General features: G+C 73.6%; 17 protein-coding genes. 12 read left to right on the top strand and 5 right to left on the bottom strand.

Features of this window, described 5'->3' with window-relative positions:
- Positions 1 to 15 precede the first annotated feature (15 nt).
- The 3 genes from GCG21_RS05295 to GCG21_RS05285 are packed head-to-tail and all read left to right on the top strand — an operon-like array spanning position 16 to position 4,453.
- The gene (locus GCG21_RS05295) at positions 16 to 2,721 is read left to right on the top strand and encodes a GNAT family N-acetyltransferase (protein WP_152818206.1); all 2,706 of its coding nucleotides are present in this window, start codon (positions 16 to 18) and stop codon (positions 2,719 to 2,721) included.
- Positions 2,722 to 2,735: 14 nt separating this feature from the next.
- A complete protein-coding gene (locus GCG21_RS05290) occupies positions 2,736 to 3,323 on the top strand; it encodes a DUF5998 family protein (RefSeq protein WP_153877875.1) in 588 nt (195 codons plus the stop codon).
- Positions 3,320 to 4,453, top strand: a complete 1,134-nt coding sequence (locus GCG21_RS05285; protein WP_152818205.1) for a nucleotide pyrophosphatase/phosphodiesterase family protein — start codon at positions 3,320 to 3,322, stop codon at positions 4,451 to 4,453. Before GCG21_RS05290 ends, GCG21_RS05285 begins: the two co-directional genes overlap by 4 nt.
- A gap of 3 nt (positions 4,454 to 4,456) precedes the next feature.
- On the opposite strand, the gene GCG21_RS05280 is transcribed toward GCG21_RS05285, so the two are convergent.
- Both GCG21_RS05280 and sepH read right to left on the bottom strand, forming a co-directional pair.
- Positions 4,457 to 5,044 carry a thymidine kinase gene (locus GCG21_RS05280; protein WP_370517304.1) on the bottom strand — a complete coding sequence of 196 codons (588 nt, stop codon included), beginning with the start codon at positions 5,042 to 5,044 and terminating at the stop codon, positions 4,457 to 4,459.
- 3 nt (positions 5,045 to 5,047) lie between these two features.
- The gene (gene sepH, locus GCG21_RS05275) at positions 5,048 to 6,136 is read right to left on the bottom strand and encodes a septation protein SepH (RefSeq protein WP_152818204.1); all 1,089 of its coding nucleotides are present in this window, start codon (positions 6,134 to 6,136) and stop codon (positions 5,048 to 5,050) included.
- Positions 6,137 to 6,534: 398 nt separating this feature from the next.
- On the opposite strand from sepH, the gene GCG21_RS05270 reads away from it, so the two are divergent.
- Entirely contained in the window at positions 6,535 to 6,834 is a 300-nt protein-coding gene (locus GCG21_RS05270) for a DUF4193 domain-containing protein (protein ID WP_152818203.1), read from the top strand.
- A 97-nt stretch (positions 6,835 to 6,931) separates the two neighbouring features.
- Here GCG21_RS05270 and GCG21_RS05265 read toward each other — a convergent pair whose 3' ends face one another.
- Positions 6,932 to 7,408, bottom strand: a complete 477-nt coding sequence (locus GCG21_RS05265) for a DUF3093 domain-containing protein (RefSeq protein WP_152818202.1) — start codon at positions 7,406 to 7,408, stop codon at positions 6,932 to 6,934.
- A gap of 37 nt (positions 7,409 to 7,445) precedes the next feature.
- On the opposite strand from GCG21_RS05265, the gene dut reads away from it, so the two are divergent.
- From dut to GCG21_RS05245, 4 genes are read left to right on the top strand one after another with little or no spacing between them, the layout of a single operon-like run.
- Positions 7,446 to 7,943, top strand: a complete 498-nt coding sequence (gene dut, locus GCG21_RS05260; protein WP_228760157.1) for a dUTP diphosphatase — start codon at positions 7,446 to 7,448, stop codon at positions 7,941 to 7,943.
- Positions 7,940 to 8,764: a DUF3710 domain-containing protein gene (locus GCG21_RS05255; RefSeq protein ID WP_370517303.1), complete on the top strand. Its 825-nt coding sequence runs from the start codon at positions 7,940 to 7,942 to the stop codon at positions 8,762 to 8,764. The genes dut and GCG21_RS05255 overlap by 4 nt, the downstream gene beginning before the upstream one ends.
- Positions 8,765 to 9,160 (top strand): OB-fold nucleic acid binding domain-containing protein, encoded by a 396-nt coding sequence (locus tag GCG21_RS05250; protein WP_152818201.1) that lies wholly within the window; start codon positions 8,765 to 8,767, stop codon positions 9,158 to 9,160. It abuts the gene before it with no gap.
- Entirely contained in the window at positions 9,157 to 9,870 is a 714-nt protein-coding gene (locus GCG21_RS05245) for a DUF3159 domain-containing protein (protein ID WP_152818200.1), read from the top strand. Before GCG21_RS05250 ends, GCG21_RS05245 begins: the two co-directional genes overlap by 4 nt.
- On the opposite strand, the gene GCG21_RS05240 is transcribed toward GCG21_RS05245, so the two are convergent.
- Both GCG21_RS05240 and GCG21_RS05235 read right to left on the bottom strand, forming a co-directional pair.
- The gene (locus tag GCG21_RS05240) at positions 9,803 to 10,477 is read right to left on the bottom strand and encodes a TrkA family potassium uptake protein (protein ID WP_152818199.1); all 675 of its coding nucleotides are present in this window, start codon (positions 10,475 to 10,477) and stop codon (positions 9,803 to 9,805) included. The two genes, GCG21_RS05245 and GCG21_RS05240, sit on opposite strands and share 68 nt — an antisense overlap.
- The gene (locus tag GCG21_RS05235) at positions 10,477 to 11,130 is read right to left on the bottom strand and encodes a TrkA family potassium uptake protein (RefSeq protein ID WP_152818270.1); all 654 of its coding nucleotides are present in this window, start codon (positions 11,128 to 11,130) and stop codon (positions 10,477 to 10,479) included. The genes GCG21_RS05240 and GCG21_RS05235 overlap by 1 nt, the downstream gene beginning before the upstream one ends.
- A gap of 60 nt (positions 11,131 to 11,190) precedes the next feature.
- Between GCG21_RS05235 and GCG21_RS05230 the strand changes: the two genes are divergently transcribed.
- The 4 genes from GCG21_RS05230 to fgd are packed head-to-tail and all read left to right on the top strand — an operon-like array spanning position 11,191 to position 17,864.
- Complete coding sequence (locus GCG21_RS05230) at positions 11,191 to 13,158, top strand: APC family permease (protein WP_153877880.1); 1,968 nt, start codon at positions 11,191 to 11,193, stop codon at positions 13,156 to 13,158.
- 4 nt (positions 13,159 to 13,162) lie between these two features.
- Positions 13,163 to 14,407 (top strand): class I SAM-dependent RNA methyltransferase, encoded by a 1,245-nt coding sequence (locus GCG21_RS05225; protein WP_152818197.1) that lies wholly within the window; start codon positions 13,163 to 13,165, stop codon positions 14,405 to 14,407.
- 14 nt (positions 14,408 to 14,421) lie between these two features.
- Positions 14,422 to 16,857 (top strand): HAD-IC family P-type ATPase, encoded by a 2,436-nt coding sequence (locus GCG21_RS05220; protein WP_370517302.1) that lies wholly within the window; start codon positions 14,422 to 14,424, stop codon positions 16,855 to 16,857.
- Positions 16,854 to 17,864, top strand: coding sequence for a glucose-6-phosphate dehydrogenase (coenzyme-F420) (fgd, locus tag GCG21_RS05215; RefSeq protein ID WP_152818196.1), 1,011 nt, complete (start codon positions 16,854 to 16,856; stop codon positions 17,862 to 17,864). The genes GCG21_RS05220 and fgd overlap by 4 nt, the downstream gene beginning before the upstream one ends.
- The last annotated feature ends 109 nt before the right edge of the window (positions 17,865 to 17,973 follow it).

Genomic DNA, 17,973 nt, shown 5'->3' with positions numbered 1-17,973 from the left:
AGTACCATCGAGGGTATGAGCCCCACCGTTCCGGCACCGGCAGCCTCGGATGATCCCGGGCCCCCCGAGTACCCCGGCCACTGGGAGGCGGACGTCGTGCTGCGCGACGGCTCCACGATGCGGATCCGGCCGATCCGACCCACCGATGCCGACGCGCTGCAGCGCTTCCACCTCGCCCAGTCCCCGGAATCGGTCTACCTGCGATTCTTCGCGCCGCTCGCACGCCTGACGCAGCGGGACCTGGCCCGGTTCACCCGCGTCGACCACCGGGACCGGGTCGCCCTCGTGCTCGTGGCCGGCGACGAGATCCTGGCCGTGGGCCGCTACGACCGCATCGACGACACCGACGACGCCGAGGTCGCCTTCAACGTCTCCGACCGGGCCCAGGGCCGCGGGGTCGGCTCCGTGCTGCTCGAACACCTCGCCGCCGCCGGCCGGGAGCGCGGCATCGGCCGCTTCGTCGCCGACGTCCTGCCCGCGAACACCCGGATGATCCGCGTGTTCTCCGATGCGGGCTACGACGTGCGCAAACGGTTCGACGACGGGATCGTCACGGTCTCCTTCACGATCCACTCGACCGACCGGTCGATGGAGGTGCTCGCCGAGCGCGAACGCCGCGCCGAATCGCTGAGCATGCGGCGGATCCTCGCGGCCACGAGCGTCCTCGTCCACGGCTCCGGGCAGGAGGGGGCTGCGCTCGCCGGCCGCGTGTGGGAGCACGTCGCCGGGGCGGCGGCCCGCCCCGGCGGCTTCACGGGTCGCCTGGTCCACACGGCCACCGAGGCCGACCTCGCCGCGCTCGCCGGTCCCTTCGACCTCGCGGTCGTCGGCGCGCCCGCACCGGAGGTGCTGCGGATCGTGCCGCACCTGGCCCGGCTCGACACCGGCGCGCTGCTCGTGCTCACCGGCGGCTTCGCCACGGCCGGGGGCGAGGGCACCCCGCAGACGGACCTCCTGCGGCTGCTGCGACGGTCGGGCATCCGGCTCGTCGGGCCACGGTCCGTCGGCGTACTCGCCCGGGGCGAGTCCGGCGCCCTGCCCGCGCTGCTCTATCCCGGGATCATGGACGACGTCGCTCGCCCGGGCGCTCCGGGCGCCTCGGGCATCGGCCTGTTCTGCCAGAGCGCGCACGCCACCCGCTCCCTGCTCGACGGCGCGGGCCGGCGCCGGCTCACCCTCTCGACCGTGCTCTCGGCCGGTCACCGCGCGGACGTCTCGGGCAACGACACGATGCAGTTCTGGACCGCGGACCCCCGCACCGCGGTCGCCTGCGTCCACCTCGAGTCCATGGGCAATCCGCGCAAGTTCTCCCGGGTCGCCCGTCGGCTCGCCCAGGACCGGCCGGTCATCGTGCGGGTCGCGGGCCGCTCCGGGCAGGTGCGCCCGCCCGGCCACCCGGTGCGCACGACCCGGACCCCGCGCCGAGCGCTCGAGGAGCTGATGAATCAGGCCGGGGTGCTGCTGGCCGACTCGGTCGACCAGCAGCTCGACTGGGCGATGATGTTCTCCACCCAGCCGCTGCCGCGCGGCCCGCGGGTCGCGGTCGTGACCAACTCCGGCACCCAGACCGCGATCCTGGCCGAGCTGCTCGGCTCGATCGGGGCCCGCCCGGTGCCCGGGGTGGCGACCCTCAATCCCGTCGCCGCCGCCGACGACTACCGGCGCGTGCTCGCCGGGCTGGCCGGCCGCGACGACTGGGACTGCGCGCTCGTGGGCTACGGCCCGTTCCTCGACGACGACGCCGAGCGGATCGCGCCCGCCATCGCCGAGTTCGCCGACCGGACCGGCCGGCTCGTGCTCGCCCGGGTGCACGGCCTGAGCGGGCTCGATCCGCTGCTGCGGCACGGCGACACGTCGGTGCCGGGATTCGCCACGGGCGACGATGCCGTGGCGGCGCTGCGAGCGGGCCTGGCCTACGCCGAACGGCGCGAGGCCGCCCCGAGTCCCCGCGTCGACCCGCCCGGCGTCGATCGGCGGCGCGCGCTCGGGCTCGTCCGGGCCGGGGTGAGCGGACTTCCCCCGGGCGAGCTGCGCCGTCTCGACGCGGAGCGGACCGCGGAGCTGCTCGCGGCCTACGGGCTGCCCGTGCTGGCCAGCCGCGTGGCGCGCACCGAGGAGGAGGCCGTCGAGGCGGCCGAGGCGGTGGGCTGGCCCGTGGCACTCAAGGTGGCGGACGAGGCGCTGCGGCACCGCACCGACCTCGGCGGGGTGCGGCTCGATCTCGCCTCCGCGGGGGAGGTCCGCCACGCGTTCGCCGTGATGGCCTCCCGGCTGCGCCGGCTCGGCCGCGGCGAGCGGGAGGTGGCCTTCGAGGTGCAGGCGATGGCCGAGGCCGGGGCCGCGTGCGTGCTGCGCGCCGAGGAGGATCCCCTCTACGGGCCGATCCTCTCCTTCGGGCTGGCCGGCGACGCGGTCGAGCTCCTCGGCGACGTGTCCTACCGGGTGCCGCCGTTGACCGAAGCGGACGTCTCCTCCCTCATCACCTCCGTGCGCGCGGCGCCCCGGCTGCTCGGGCACCGTGACCTGCCCGCGCTCGCGGTGCCGGCGTTGGCCGACGTCATCGCACGCACGAGCGTGCTCAAGGAGGAGCTCGCCGAGATCGCCCGGGTCGAGTTCAACCCGGTGCTCGTGACGGAGCGGGAGGCGGTCATCCTCTCGGCCACCGTCGACCTCACCCTTCCCGGCCGGGGCGATACCGCCCGCCGGGTGCTGCCCGGATAGGGCAGACTGGACCCGTGGCATCTTCGCGCTCGAACCAGCTGGAATCCCTGCGATCCGACATCCAACGTGCCGGCTACTATCCCGATGTCGTCGCCGACATCCTCGGGGTCGCCCTCGATGTGGAGCCGGTCGTCAGTCATCTCGTCCACGTCGAGACCATCTTCGACCGGACCGAGGTCCGCCGGCACGTCACGGTGCTCGTGCTCAGCCCCACCCGACTCATCGTCGCCCACGTGGACGACCTGCCGCCCGAGCACCCCGACGAGGAGTCGATGGCGGCGGCCTCCACCGAGGCCGTGGCGCTGCGCGAGATCCGCTCGGTCGGCCTCACCCACGGCATCGCCGACCCCGCGAACTACATCTCCGGGCAGAGCCCGACCGAGCTGACGCTCGCGATCGCGTGGGGGGCGATCGAGCGGATCGACCTCGAGCCGGCCACGTGCGCCGACCCCGACTGCGACGCCGATCACGGTTACACCGGCACGTCGGTGCCGGACGACCTCGTCGTGCGGGTCTCCGCGGCCGCCGAGGGGGACCGGGCGATGACCGCCGCCGCCGAGTTCGCCCGGGCGCTCTCCGCCGCGACCGTCAAGCACGCGTGAGCCGTCCGGCCCTCGGCGACGTCCTGCTGGGCGCGGCCGGCGCCGCCACGGGGCTGCTGCCGGACGGCGTGGCCGCGGCCGGACGTCTCGGCCTGCCCGCCGCGCGCGCCTACTGCGTCGTGCTCGTCGACGGCCTCGGCTGGGCGAACCTGCACGCGCGCGCCGACGCCGCCCCGTTCCTCAGCGGCGGGATGGACCGGCTCGTGCGCGCCGAGTCCGCGATCCCGAGCACGACCGCGGCGAACCTCGCCTATCTGGGCACCGGCGCGCTGCCGGGCCGCACCGGGATGCTCGGCTATTCCGTGCGCAATCCGGCCACGGGCCGGGGTATGAACCTCGTCTCGTGGGCGGGCGGGCCGGATCCGCGCCGGTGGCAGCGGGTGCCGACCGTGTTCGAACGTCTCGACGCCGACGGTGCCGTGAGCGTGAGCGTGGGGCCGTGGAAGTTCGAGGGCTCCCCGCTCACGACGGCCGCGTTGCGGGGCGCGGAGTACGAGGCGGCCGAGACCCTCGCGGACCGGGTCGACCGGACCCTCGAGGTGCTCCGGGAGCCGGACGTCTCCCTCGTGTACCTGTACTGGTCCGAGATCGATGCCATCGGGCACTCGCTCGGATGGGGCGGACGTGAATGGTCGGCCGAACTGGGACGGGTCGACGCCGAGCTCGCGCGGCTGGCCGCCTCCCTGCCGGCGGGCACCGCCCTCGTGGTCACCGCAGATCACGGCATGGTCGACATCCCGCTCGGGTCCTCCGAGGTCTTCGGCGGGCCGGCGCGGATCGACATCTCCGCCCGGGCCGCCCTCTGGCAGGGGGTCGAGCTCGTCGCCGGGGAGCCCCGGTTCGTGCACGCCTATGCCGCCGACGCTGCGGGGGTCGCCTCCCGATGGCGCGGCGAGCTCGGCGACCGGGCCACCGTTCTCACGCGCGCCGAGGCGATCGCGGCGGGCTGGTTCGGTGAGGTCGACCCGCGGCACGAACCGGCGCTGGGCGACGTCATCGCGGCCGCGCACGGGGACGTCTGCCTCGTGGACTCGCGCAGTCAGTCCGAGGCGAGCCGGTCGCTCGTGGGCATGCACGGGTCGATCGGCGAGCAGGAGCGGGGGATCCCGGTCGGCCTCACCCTCGCGTGAGGCTCAGCCGAACCGGCCCGCGGACTCGGTGAGGTAGCAGCGCCCGCACAGCGACTCGTAGGTGGTCTCGCGACCGTCGATGGCCACCTGGTCGCCCTCGAACACGAACCGTTCGCCCGCCTTGCGGCCGTTGAGGATCGCCTTCTTGCCGCACCGGCAGATCGTCTTGAGCTCCTCGAGGCTGTGGGCGAGCTCGAGGAGCCGAGCCGATCCCGGGAAGCTGCTCGTGCGGAAGTCCGTGCGGAGCCCGTAGGCCATGACCGGCACGTCCTGCTGCACCGAGATCCGGAAGAGGTCGTCGACCTGCGCGGCGGTGAGGAACTGGGCCTCGTCCACGAGCAGGCAGGCGACGGGCGTCGCACCGCGGGCCGCCTCGAACGCCTCCGCAAGCGACTCGCCGGCTCCGATCTGGAGGTCGGTCTCGCGGGTGACGCCGAGCCGGGAGACGATCGCCCCCGACCCCTTCGTGTCGGTGGCCGGCTTGGCGAGCAGCACCCGCTGCCCGCGTTCCTCATAGTTGAACGCCGCCTGCAGGAGCGCGGTCGACTTGCCCGAGTTCATCGCCCCGTAGCGGAAATACAGTTTGGCCACGGCTCAGTCGTTCTTCGCCCCGAACACGATCTCGTCCCAGCTCGGCACGGACGTGCGCCGGCTGCGGCTGCGTCGCTTGGCCGGTGCCGGCTCGGGGTCGGGTACCGGCTCGGATTCGGGGCGCGGCAGCGCGACGACCTCACCCGGGCCGTCCGTCCGGTCCGGCCCGCCGCCGGTCCCCCTGGCGCCATCAGTGCCTTCGGCCGGTGCCGCCTCCGTCCCGGGCGGCCCGTCCGCCGAGGAGGTCGAGGCGGAACCGGTGGTCTCCCGGCCGGGCCGGGAGACGTCGTCCCAGAGCGTCGGCTCCTCGTGATCGGGCGCGCTCAGCTGCTGGCGCACCCCGCGCGCCGCGGCGAGCTCGGCCAGGATCGCCTCGGTGTCGGCCGCGGGCTCCGGCCGCGCCCCGGACTCGAGCTCCTGCGGGTGGCCGTGGTTGAGGTCGTCGTCGATCGTGCGCAGCACGGGCTGGATGTCGCCGTCGTGCTCGACGTCGTAGACCCGGGCCGCGGGCACCGCGCTCAGGTGGCGGCGCGGCGCCGCCGCGAGGTCGATCTCCGAGAGGAGCCGGGCGGCCTCGTCAAGCGCGCGGAAGGACTGGGCGGCGAGGTCGACCTGCCACGCGGCCTGCTGGGTCACGTCGCCGTCCTCGTAGCTGGCCACGACCTCCCACGGGTCGCTGTCGCGGCGGCGGGCGTCCCACTCGACCTGGGCGATGCCGCGGGCGGCGAGCCGGTCGACCACGAGGTCGCCGAGGGTCGGGGCGCCCGTCTCACGGCCGACGAGCAGCGCCTGGGAGCGGTTCGCGACGTGGGCGCGTTCGGCGAGCACGGGCCCCTCGTACCTGCGCACCTGCTCGATCGGCAGTCCGCCCTGGTCCGCGACCTCGGCCGCGGTCGCGCCGGCCCGGATGAGCACCTGGATCTCCCGCGGACGCATGTGCACCGACCGCAGCTGCTCGAGCTGGGGCCGGTCCCGCCGGACCGCGGCCCGCAGGGCGTCGTCGATGACCAGTCGGTATCGGCTGCCCGTGGCGTCGATGAGGACCACGGTCTCGCCGTCGTTGTGGATTCCGACCAGCTCAAGTTCGATCATCAGTGCCAACCCTCCCCGGTCTCGCCGGCATCGGCACGAGCCTGCCACCCTCGGCATCCACATGCCAGGAGGCGACCGGTGTGGCGTCGCACTTTTCCACCCGCGGCGCAGGCGATGCCGGGATCGAATGCGATTCCCGTCACAGACACCCGGCGCGGGGATGGTAAAAAACGGTCGGATGATGCACAATCCCATCGCCGCGTGGGAACACCTGGTGCACGGCAGCGTTGTACTGTCGGGCCCCGTCCCCGCGACCCGAGCAATCGAACCGCCCCACCACCGTGGATCACTCGTGGTCCACCACACGTCCACCCCACGTCCACCACACTCCCCAGCACGGCCCCGGACCCCACTGCCCGCCCGGGCCCAGCACGAACAGATTTGGAGCGCTTGCCCCGATGGCCACTGACTACGATGCCCCACGCAAGACCGAGGAAGACCTGAGCGAGGATTCGCTCGAAGAGCTCAAGGCCCGCCGTTCCGACCAGCAGTCCGGCGTGGTCGACGAGGACGAGACCGAGGCCGCCGAGGGCTTCGAGCTGCCCGGCGCCGACCTGTCCGGCGAGGAACTGTCCGTGCGGGTGATCCCGCGGCAGGCCGACGAGTTCACGTGCTCGAAGTGCTTCCTCGTGCACCACCGCTCGCAGCTGGCCTACACCGAGAACGGCCGGCCGGTGTGCTCGGAGTGCGCCGCCTGATCGGTTCGCTCGTCCGGCGCGGGGGGAGACGCGCCGGCCGGAACCGGCGGACCGGCTCGTACCGGTCGTACCGACGGCGGCAGGCGTGCCGGCCGCGTCAGCGACCGGGCGCCGCCGGCGACAGCGCGCGCGCCAGGGCGTACGCGTCGCGGGAGGAGATGAGCCACGAGGGGCACGGGTCCTCGGGGTCGATGATCTCGACCTGCACCGCGAGCCGGATCCATGGGCGATGCAGCACGTGGGTACGGGCGTCGGACATGGGCCCCATGAGGGCCCGCAGCTCGGCGGGCTCGAGCACGGTGACCGCCCCGACGAACCGCCGCTCGATCCGCGCCCGTCCGGCGCGGAGCATCCGCTCGTCCACCTCGACCCGGGTGGCGAACGACCAGAGCCAGGCGCCGGCGAGGACCGCCACGCACACGGCCCCGGCGATCGCGGCCCGAGTGCTGATCGGCAGCAGCACGATCGCCATCGTGCCGGCAGCGCCGGGCACGAACAGCCACCACAGCCAGGACGGGGTGAGTCGTTCGGAGTGGATCAGGGTGGTCCGGCCGGTGTCCTGCGGGCTGCTCATGTGCTCAGCCTGCCAGAAGTCGGCCTAGGATCGACCTGTGACCTATTCCGAGAGCCGTGGCCTGCACCACGGCGAGGCCGACGTGGCCGAGGTGCTCTGGCAGCGCCTCGACCCGGACCTGCCCGCGCCGTCCTACGCGCACCCGGGCGATGCCGGCCTCGACATCCGAGCCCGCGTCGACGTGGACCTGGGACCGGGGGAGCGCGCCCTCGTGCCCACGGGGCTGGCGATCGCGTTGCCCCTGGGTTACGCGGCCTTCCTCCACCCCCGTTCCGGTCTGGCGGCGCGTGCGGGGATCACGATCGTCAACGCCCCCGGAACGGTCGATGCGGGCTACCGCGGGGAGATCTCCGTGGCGCTGCTCAACACCGACTCCCGCGCGCACACCATCAGCCGGGGCGACCGCATCGCGCAGGTGGTCATCCAGAAGGTGGCCGTCGCCGACCTCATCGAAGTATCCCGGCTCCCGGGCAGCGATCGCGGAGCCGGCGGCTTCGGGTCCACCGGCGGCTGGCTGAAGGGAACCGCATCGTGAGCTTCTTCCGTCGCAAGAATTCCCGGGCCGCGGCCCCGCCGCAGGAGGCCGCCGAGCCGGCGGAGGAGACCTCCGCCGGTACGCGGGCCCCGGGACCGGTGAACACAGCGAACACAGGCGACCCAGTGGACCCTGTGGACCCAGTGGACACAGTGAACACGGGGGAGCCGACGGGTCCGGGCGATCCCGACGGCGCGGACGGCGCAGCGGCACGGGGTCCGTGGGATCTCGACGAACAGCCCGAGCTGGGCACCCGCGTGGACGTCGGGGGCCTGCGCATCCCCGCCCGGCAGGGGATGCAGGTGCGCATGGAGCTCGAGCCCAAGAGCCGCCGCATCGTCTCGGTCAACATCGCCCTCGGCGGGTCCGCGCTGCAGCTGCAGGCCTTCGCCGCCCCGCGCAGCGAGGGCCTGTGGGAGACGCTCCGCCCGGAGATCGTCGAGTCGATCACGAAGCAGGGCGGCACGGTCGAGGCCCGCGAGGGCGGCTTCGGCGAGGAACTCCTCGCCCGGCTGCCGGTGCGGACCAAGGACGGGCGCAGCGGGCACCGGCCCGCGCGCTTCCTCGGCTTCGACGGCTCCCGCTGGTTCCTGCGCGGCGTGCTCACGGGGCCGGCCGCGGTCGACCCGGAGGCGGGTGCCGCCCTCGAGGAGGTGTTCGCGGACGTCGTCGTCGTGCGTGGAACGGCGCCCCGGGCGCCGCGCGACCTGCTGCCCCTGCACCTGCCCGGGAAGCCGGGCGAGGAGGTCGCGCCCGAACCGACGCGTCCGGTGCTCGACCTGGGGCAGGGCCGGGGACCCGAGATCACCGAGGTCGGCTGAATGGGCGTGCGGTCGCTGTGGCGCCGGGCGCTCGCCTCGGAGGCCGAGCTGGACGCGGGGGAGGAGCGCGCCGCCGCCCGGGCCGAGGGAACCCAGCTCATCGGTGATGCGGTGCCCGGCACGGTCGTCGACCTGCTCGGCACGGTCCGCTCCCTCACCTATTCGCCCCCCGGCGCCCCGCCCACGGTCTCGGCCGAGCTCTACGACGGCTCCGGCAGCGCCGACCTCATCTTCCTCGGGCGGCGCGAGATCGCCGGTATCGTCCCCGGCCGCCGGCTGGCCGTCCACGGCCGGATCGGGGCGCACCTGCCGGGCAGCGCCCGGATGCATCTGTTCAACCCCGCGTATCGGCTGCTGCCACCCGCGCGCCTGCCCGCGAAGGAACCCGCCCGATGACCGATTCACCGCCCACCGGCACCGGCCCGGCCCCCGCCGACGATCGCGGCCTGCGCCAGCTGACCTCCGACTCCTTCGACGTCGCCGCCGCGATGGGCGGCGTGCGCGGCCTGATCGAGTCCGTCCTGCCCGGGCTCGTCTTCCTCGTGGTCTTCGTCATCACCCGCGACATCACGCTGTCCGTGGCCCTCGCGGTCGGGTGCGCGGTCGTCGCCACGATCGCCCGGCTCGTCGTGCGCACGCCGATCACCCAGGCCGTCGGCGGACTCGCCGGCGTCGTCATCGGGGCGGTCTGGGCGTGGCGGAGCGGGGAGGCGGCCGACTTCTTCGCGTGGGGGCTGTGGGTGAACGCGGGCTTCGCGACCGCGATGCTCGTGTCCGTGCTCGCGCGATTCCCGGCCGTGGCCGTGTTCGCCGCCGGGCTCACCGGGCACGACCTGCGCTGGCGCGACAGCTCCGATCCGGCGGCCGCCATGCGCCGGTTCCGGCAGGCGACGTGGCTGTGGTGCGGCGCGTTCCTCGCCCGCCTGGCCGTGCAGGTTCCGCTCTACTTCAACGACGAGGTCGGCTGGCTGGGCACCGCCCGGCTCGTCATGGGCGCCCCGATGTGGGTGCTCGTGCTGTGGATCACCTGGATCATGGTCAGTCCGATCGTTCGGGAACCAGCAGCCGGGCGATCTCGGGAAGACGCTGATCCGGAGCCGAGCTGATGAGCAGCAGCTGATCACCCACCTCGAGGGTGTCGTCGCCGGTCGGCGGGAGTGGGTCCGCGTCGCGGATGATCGCGGCGAGCACGGTGTGGCCGGGCCAGCGCAGGTCGGCGACGCGGGTTCCCACGGCCGGTGAATCGGCCGGGAGCGTGATCTCGAACATGTTCGCCTGCGAGGCGTGGAACGTGAAGATCTTCACGAGGTCCCCGACCGAGACGGCCTCCTCCACGAGCGCCGTCATGATCCGCGGCGTGGAGACGGCGACGTCGACCCCCCACGCGTCGTCGAACATCCACTCGTTCTTCGGGTTGTTCACCCGGGCCACGACGCGCGAGACCGTGTACTCGGTCTTCGCGAGCAGCGAGACGACGAGATTGACCTTGTCGTCGCCGGTCGCCGCTACCACGACGTCGGTCCGTTCGAGCTCTGCGCGTTCCAGGGTCGCGATCTCGCAGGCGTCCCCCAGCAGCCAGTCCGCCTCGGCCACCGTGGACACGCGCATCGCCGCCGGCTGATGGTCCATGAGCAGCACCTCGTGCCCGTGGCCGAGGAGTTCGCGGGCGATGGACCGGCCGACCGATCCGGCCCCGGCGATGACGACACGCATCAGTCCTCCTCCTCGGCGGGGGCCACCGCGAGCCGGCGCTGCACCTCGTCGATTCCGTCGGTCCCCACCAGCAGGTGCACGAGGTCGCCCTCCTGGAGCAGGTCGTGCGCCGCCGGAACGTACCCCACCCCGAGCCGGGCGAGGTAGGCCACGCGCGCGCCGATCGCGGCCTCGATGTGGGTGATCGACCATCCGATCCAGCCCGGGTGGCTGTCCGCCTGCACGAGCGAGACCGCACCGGAGGCGTCCCGGAACAGCGAGTGCGCCCCCGCGGGGATGAGCCGGCGCAGCACCTGATCGGCGGTCCAGCGGACGGTGGCCACGGTCGTGATGCCGAGGCGCTCGTAGATCTCCGCCCGCTTCGGATCGTAGATTCGGGCCACGACGTGCTCGACGCCGAAGACCTCGCGCACGACCCGGGCGGCGAGGATGTTCGAGTTGTCGCCCGAGGAGACGGCCGCGAACGCGTGCGCGTCCTCGATCCCCGCGCGGGCGAGCGCGTCCCGGTCGAAGCCCAGGCCGACGACCCGCTGGCCCTCGAACTCGTCGGGCAGCCGGCGGAACGAATCCGGATTCTGATCGATGATCGCGACCGAATGACCGTGGGTCTCGAGCGAGCGCGCGAGGGTCGTTCCCACCCGGCCGGCGCCCATGATCACGAAATGCACGGGACCGACGCTACACCGCCCCCGGGGAGCGTACGATCAGTGGCCGTGCCGAATATTGGTGACGCCGCGAAGCGTCTGCTCGTGGGCCGCCCGATGCGGTCCGACCGCTTGGGACACACGCTCCTGCCCAAGCGTCTCGCGCTGCCCGTGTTCGCCTCCGATGCGCTCTCCTCGGTCGCGTACGCGCCCGACGAGATCCTGCTCACCCTCTCCCTGGCGGGGCTCACCGCGTACGCCGTCTCCCCGTGGGTGGGGATCGCGGTCGTCGTGGTCATGCTCACCGTCGTCACCTCCTACCGGCAGACGGTGCGGGCGTATCCCTCGGGCGGCGGCGCGTACGAGGTGACCGCGACCAACCTCGGCAAGGGTGCGGGGCTCACGGTGGCCAGCGCACTCCTGGTCGACTACGTGCTCACCGTCGCCGTCTCGATCTCCTCGGGCACCCAGTACCTGGCCACGGTGCTCCCGGCGGCCGGCGGCCACGAGACGGGGATCGCGATCGGCATCGTGCTCCTGCTCGCCCTGCTCAACCTGCGTGGGGTGCGCGAATCCGGGGCGAAGACCGCGATCCCCGTCTACGTGTTCATGCTCTCGATGGGCGTGCTCGCGGTCGCGGGCGCCGTCCAGTGGCTGGCCGGGAGCCTGGGCCGGGCCCCGTCGGCGGACCTGGCGCTCGTGAGCGAACCGGGCTTCGACCAGGGCCTCATGGGCCTGGCCGGGGGACTGCTCATCCTGCGCGCGTTCTCCTCCGGGTCGGCGGCGCTCACGGGGGTCGAGGCGATCGCCAACGGCGTGCCGAACTTCCGCAAGCCCAAGTCCCGCAACGCCGGCACCACGCTCCTCCTGCTCGGCGGCCTCGGCTCGGCCATGCTGCTCACGGTGCTGCTGCTCGCCGGCGCGACCGGGGTGCGCTTCGTCGAGGATCCGGCGTCCCAACTGCTGCGCGACGGCGTGGGCGTCGGAGCCGACTACGTCCAGAACCCCGTGATCGGCCAGCTCGCGAGCACGGTCTTCGCCGGCTTCCAGCCGATGTTCTACCTGTTGACGATCTCGACCGGCATCATCCTGCTGCTCGCGGCGAACACCGCCTACAACGGGTTCCCGATCCTCGGGTCGATCCTCGCGCGGGAGGGCTATCTGCCCCGGCAGCTGCACACCCGGGGGGACCGGCTCGCATACTCCAACGGGATCGTCGTGCTCAGCCTCGCCGCGGCGGCCCTCATCTGGATCTTCGACGCGCAGGTCACCCGCCTCATCCAGCTCTACATCGTCGGCGTGTTCGTCTCCTTCACGCTGTGCCAGCTCGGCATGGTCAAGCACTGGGGCGGGGTGCTGCGCACCTCGGTCGACCCGGGCGAGCGGCGCCGCGTACGCACCTCCCGCGCCCTCAACGCCTTCGGCTTCGCCCTGACGGGGATCGTGCTCGTCGTCGTCCTCATCACGAAGGCCACGCACGGGGCCTGGATCACCCTCGTGCTCATGGGCGTCCTGTTCGCGCTCATGACCCGGATCAGCCGTCACTACGCCGACGTGCGCGAGGACCTGACGGTGACCGACTACGACGCGGAACGCGCCCTGCCCTCCCGGGTGCACGCCGTCGTGCTCGTCTCCCAGGTGCACAAGCCCACGATGCGGGCCCTCGCCTACGCCCGCGCGACCAGGCCCTCGACGCTGCAGGCGCTGACCGTCGCCGTCGAGCCGGGCGACGCCGAGTCGATCCGGGCCGCCTGGGACGCCGCCGGGGTGCCGTTGCCGCTCACCGTCGTGGACTCGCCCTATCGCGAGATCGTGCGCCCGGTCCTCGACTTCGTTCGGAACATCCGCCGGGAGTCCCCGCGCGATCTCGTGGTCGTCTACATCCCCGAGTACGTGGTCGACCACTGGTGGGCGCAGGTGCTGCACAATCAGAACGCCCTGCGGCTCAAGTCCCGGCTGCTGTTCACGCGGGGGGTGGTCGTCGCCTCCGTGCCGTGGCAGCTCGGCGCGGCCGCGCCCCGGCAGCCGCGAGACTAGAGCCATGACAGCATCGATCGGCACCCCGGCCCCGGCGGCGGACCTCACCCTACGGATCGCGGGCCCCGTCCACGGCGGCCACTGCCTCGCCCGGACGGCCGAGGGCCGCGTCGTCTTCGTGCGCCACGGCGCCCCCGGCGAGCTCGTGCGCGCCCGCCTCACCGACACCGGCAAGGTCTGGCGCGCGGACGCCGTCCGGATCCTCGAGCCCTCACCCGACCGGGTGGACGTGCCGTGGCGGGCGGCCGGGCCCGGCGGCGTCGGCGCCGTCGAACTGGCCCACCTGAGCCGGCCCGCGCAGCTGCGCTGGAAGAGCGAGGTGATCGTCGATGCCCTGCGCCGGATCGGCGGCCTCGACCTGCCGGTCACGATGGTCGATCCCGAACCCGGATCCGACGGCTGGGGCACCCGCACGCGGATCCGGCTCGCCTGCGACGCCGACGGCCGCGCGGGCATGCACGCCCACCGCAGCGACCGCATCGTGCCCCTGGAGAGCATGCCGCTCGCGGTCGCGGCGCTCGCCCGCCTCGACGTCTTCACCCGCCGCTGGCCCGCTCACGCCGTCCTCACCCTCGTGGCCCCGAGCGTGGGCGAACCCGTCCTGCTCGTGGACGACGCCCCGGCGGCCCTCGAGGGCACCTCGCCCCGGCCGTGGGTCACCGAGGTCGTCCGCGTTGCCGCCGCCGACCTCACCTACCGCGTCGCGGCGGGCGGGTTCTGGCAGAGCCACCGCGCCGCCCCCGCGAGCCTCGCGGGCGCCGTCCTCGCCGCCGCGCACCCGGCGGGCGGATCCCTGACCGGCGCGCGGGTCTTCGACCTGTACTCCGGTGCCGGACTGTTCTCGCTCCCGCTCGCCCACGCCGTCGGGCCGACCGGGGCGGTCTACGCCGTCGAGGGGGATCGTCGTGCCGCTCAGGCCGCCCGGCGCAACGGCCGGGGCCTGGCGCAGCTGACCGGCCGGAGCGGGGACGTCGCCCGGGTCCTCGCCAAGGACGCCCCCGAGCGCGCGGACGTCGTCGTGCTCGACCCGCCCCGGACCGGGGCCGGCAGGCGCGTCATGGCCCGCGTCGTCGAGCGCCGGCCCGAACGGATCGTCTACGTGGCCTGCGATCCGGCCGCCCTGGCCCGGGACCTCGCGTTCGCGGCCGCGGCGGGCTACCGCGCCGACCGCGTCGTCGGCCACGACCTCTTCCCGCACACGCACCACGTCGAGTCGATCGCCGTGCTGCGGCCCGCGTCGTCGGAATAGGCGATAATTCCGACGTGAACACGCTGAGTGCGACCGGCAGGCCCTCCGGGCTGAGCGCATCCGACGTCGCCGAGCGGGTGGCCGCCGGGCAGGTGAACCGCACCCACGACGTCGCCTCCCGCGGCCTGTGGGACATCCTGCGGGGGAACCTGTTCACCCTGTTCAACGCGATGCTCGGCACGGCGCTCGTGCTCGTGCTCGTCGTCGGGGCCTGGCGCGACGCCGTGTTCGGCGGGGTGATCATCTCCAACACCCTCATCGGCGCGATCACCGAGCTGCGCGCCAAGCGCGCCCTCGACCGGCTCGCCATCCTCGACCGGGGCCGCCTCCGGGTCCTGCGCGACGGCCGGCGCACCGAGGTCGAGCTCGAGGAGATCGTGCTCGACGACCTCGTGCTCCTGAGCACGGGCGACCAGGTGCCCGCCGACGGCCGGGTGCTCGACTCGACCGGCCTCGAGCTCGACGAGTCCATGCTCACCGGCGAGTCCGACCCGGTGTCCAAGCCGGCCGGCGCGGAACTCTACTCGGGGGCCGCGGTCGTGGCCGGGTCGGGCCTCTACCGGGTGACGAAGGTCGGAGCGGACGGCTACGCCCAGCGCATCACGGCCGAGGCGAAGCGGTTCTCGCTCGTGGGCTCGGAGCTGCGTGACGGCATCAACCGGATCCTCGTGATCATCTCCTGGATCATCGTGCCGATGGCGTTGCTGCTGTTCTGGAGCCAGCTGCGGGCCGAGGGCGGCGCCGCGGCGAGCTTCGCCGACGGCACGTGGCGCGATGCCGTGGTCCAGGCGGTCGCCGGCATCGTGGGCATGGTGCCCGAGGGACTCGTGCTGCTCACCTCGATCAACTTCGCGCTCGCGGCCCTCATCCTCGCGCGCCGGTCGGTGCTCGTGCAGGAACTGCCGGCGGTCGAGGTGCTCGCCCGGGTCGACGTGCTCTGCCTCGACAAGACGGGCACGATCACCGACGGCTCGATCGCCCTCGACGCGATCGTGCCGATCGGGCCGGGCGACCCGGCGGAACTCGGCCGGATCCGGGCGGTGCTCGCGGGCATCGCGGGCGATCCGGAGGCGAATCCGACGGCCCGCGCGATGGCGCCCGCGCTCGAAGACGTCGCCCCCGCCGCGCTGCGTGTGCTCGTGCCGTTCTCCTCCGCGCGCAAGTGGAGCAGTGCCTTCGACGGCGAGACGACCTGGTACTTCGGGGCGCCGGAGGTGCTCGTCGCGGGCCTCGAGGACGCGGGTGAGGTCGTGGCCGACGTGCGCGAGCGGGCCGCCGCGGGGGCCCGGGTGCTGCTGCTGGCCCGCGCACCCGGCCAGGTGCGGGAACCGGGCGGGGACCTGCGCCCCGTGGCCCTGGCCGCCATGCGTGAGCGGGTACGCCCGGACGCGGCCGAGACCCTGCGCTACTTCGAACGGCAGGGGGTGCGGGTCAAGGTGCTCTCCGGGGACAATCCGCGCACGGTCGCCGCGATCGCGACCTCGGTCGGGCTCGAGGCGGACGGCGGGGTCGACGCCCGCACGCTCACCGCGGAGAGCACCGCCGCGATGCTGCGCGACCACCACGTGTTCGGGCGCGTGAGCCCCGAGCAGAAACGACAGTTCGTGCACGCCCTCCAGGCCGATGGGCACACGGTGGCGATGACCGGCGACGGGGTGAACGACGCCCTCGCCCTCAAGGACGCCGACCTCGGCATCGCGATGGGCAGCGGTGCCGCCGCGACGAAGGCCGTGGCACGGCTCGTGCTCGTCGACGGCCGCTTCTCCGAGCTGCCGGGAGTCGTGGCGCAGGGCCGGCGGGTCATCGCGAACATGGAACGCGTCGCCGCCCTCTTCCTCGCCAAGACCACCTACGCCGTGCTGCTGGCCCTGACCGTGGCCCTCGTCTCCTGGCCGTATCCGTTCCTGCCGCGGCACCTGACGATCGTCGGCACCCTGACGATCGGCACCCCCGCCTTCCTGCTCGCCCTGGCCCCGAACACCCGCCGGTACCGGCCGGGCTTCCTCGGACGGGTCCTCAAGCTCGCGATCCCGTGCGGTGTCGTGGCCGCCGCCGCCGTGCTCGCGGTCTACGGAACCCTCCACCTGCGGGGGAGCGAGGCGCAGGCCTCGACCGCGGCGACGCTCACCCTCGTGCTCATCGGACTGTGGCTCCTGGGGGCCCTCGCCCGGCCGCTCACCCCCTACCGGATGGCGGTCGTGGCGGCGATGACCCTCGGAGCCGCCGGGGCGCTCCTGATCTCGCCGATCCGGCACTTCTTCGCGCTCGAGATCCCGACTCCGGGTGCGGCCCTGCTCGTGCTCGTGGCCGCGGTGATCGGCTGCGCCCTGGTCGAGGTGATCTATCGTTGGCGGGAGCGCCGGGCGAGACCCGGCGGGGTGTCCTCCGGGGCCCCCACCGGGGCCCGAACGGATGCCGGCACCGGCTCCGGACGCAGGGAGTGGCGATGACACGGATCAGATTCGGGTACAAGGCCTCGGCCGAGCAGTTCTCGCCCGCCGACCTGTTGCAGTTCGCGGTCGCGGCCGAACGGGCCGGCTTCGACTCGGTGTTCACGAGCGATCACCTCCAGCCGTGGCGCCATCACGGCGGGCACGCCCCGGCCGCCCTGCCGTGGCTCGGCGCGCTCGCGGCCTCGACCTCCGCCGTCCACATCGGCACGAGCGTGCTCACCCCGACCCTGCGCTACCACCCGGCCGTCATCGCCCAGGCCTTCGCCACGCTCGGGCTGCTCGCTCCCGGGCGGGTGATCCTCGGGCTCGGAACGGGGGAGTCGATGAACGAGGCCCCGCTCGGGAGAGCGTGGCCGAGTGGGCGCGAGCGGCTCGACCGGCTGCGGGAGGCGGTCGAACTCATCCGGGCGCTGTGGGACCGGGAGCGTGTGACCTTCGAGGGCGAGTACTACCGCACCGACCGCGCGACCGTCTACGACCGGCCCGAGGTGCCGGTGCCGATCTACCTCGCCGCGTCCGGCCCCCGGGCGACCCGCTCGGCGGGGGAGCTCGGCGACGGCTTCATCACCACGAGCGGCAAGGGTGCCGGGCTCTACACCGGCACGCTCCTGCCGGCCCTGGCCGAGGGGGCGGCGGCCGCGGGGCGTTCCGCCGCCGACCTCGACCTGATGATGGAGGTGAAGGTCTCCTTCGATCCCGACCTCTCCCACGCCCGCGAGGCCACCCGGTACTGGGGCGCGCTCGCCCTGTCGCCGGAGGAGAAGACGGGCGTGAGCGACCCGGTCGAGATGGAGCGGCTCGCCGACGCCCTCCCCACCGAGCGCACGGTCACCCGCTGGATCGTCTCGAACGACCCCGAGCACCTGGCGGAGCAGATCTGGTCCTATGTCGACATGGGCTTCACCCACCTGGTCTTCCACGATCCCGACCCCGATCAGCACCGGTTCCTCGATGCGTTCGGATCGCGGGTGCTGCCGCTGCTGCACGCGCGGGCCGGACGCTAGCCGGAGCGACTGAATTCGGCCGGACGCATCGGTAGAATCGGCGGGGTCGACCGGACTCCGCGCTGGCCTGCGCCGCGGTCGAGGCGGCGTGCCGCGGCCACGGCGGTGC

The sequence above is a fragment of the Pseudactinotalea sp. HY160 genome, assembly GCF_009372055.1.
Taxonomy (GTDB): domain Bacteria; phylum Actinomycetota; class Actinomycetes; order Actinomycetales; family Beutenbergiaceae; genus HY158.
This window is presented reverse-complemented; position numbering and strand designations above follow the sequence as displayed.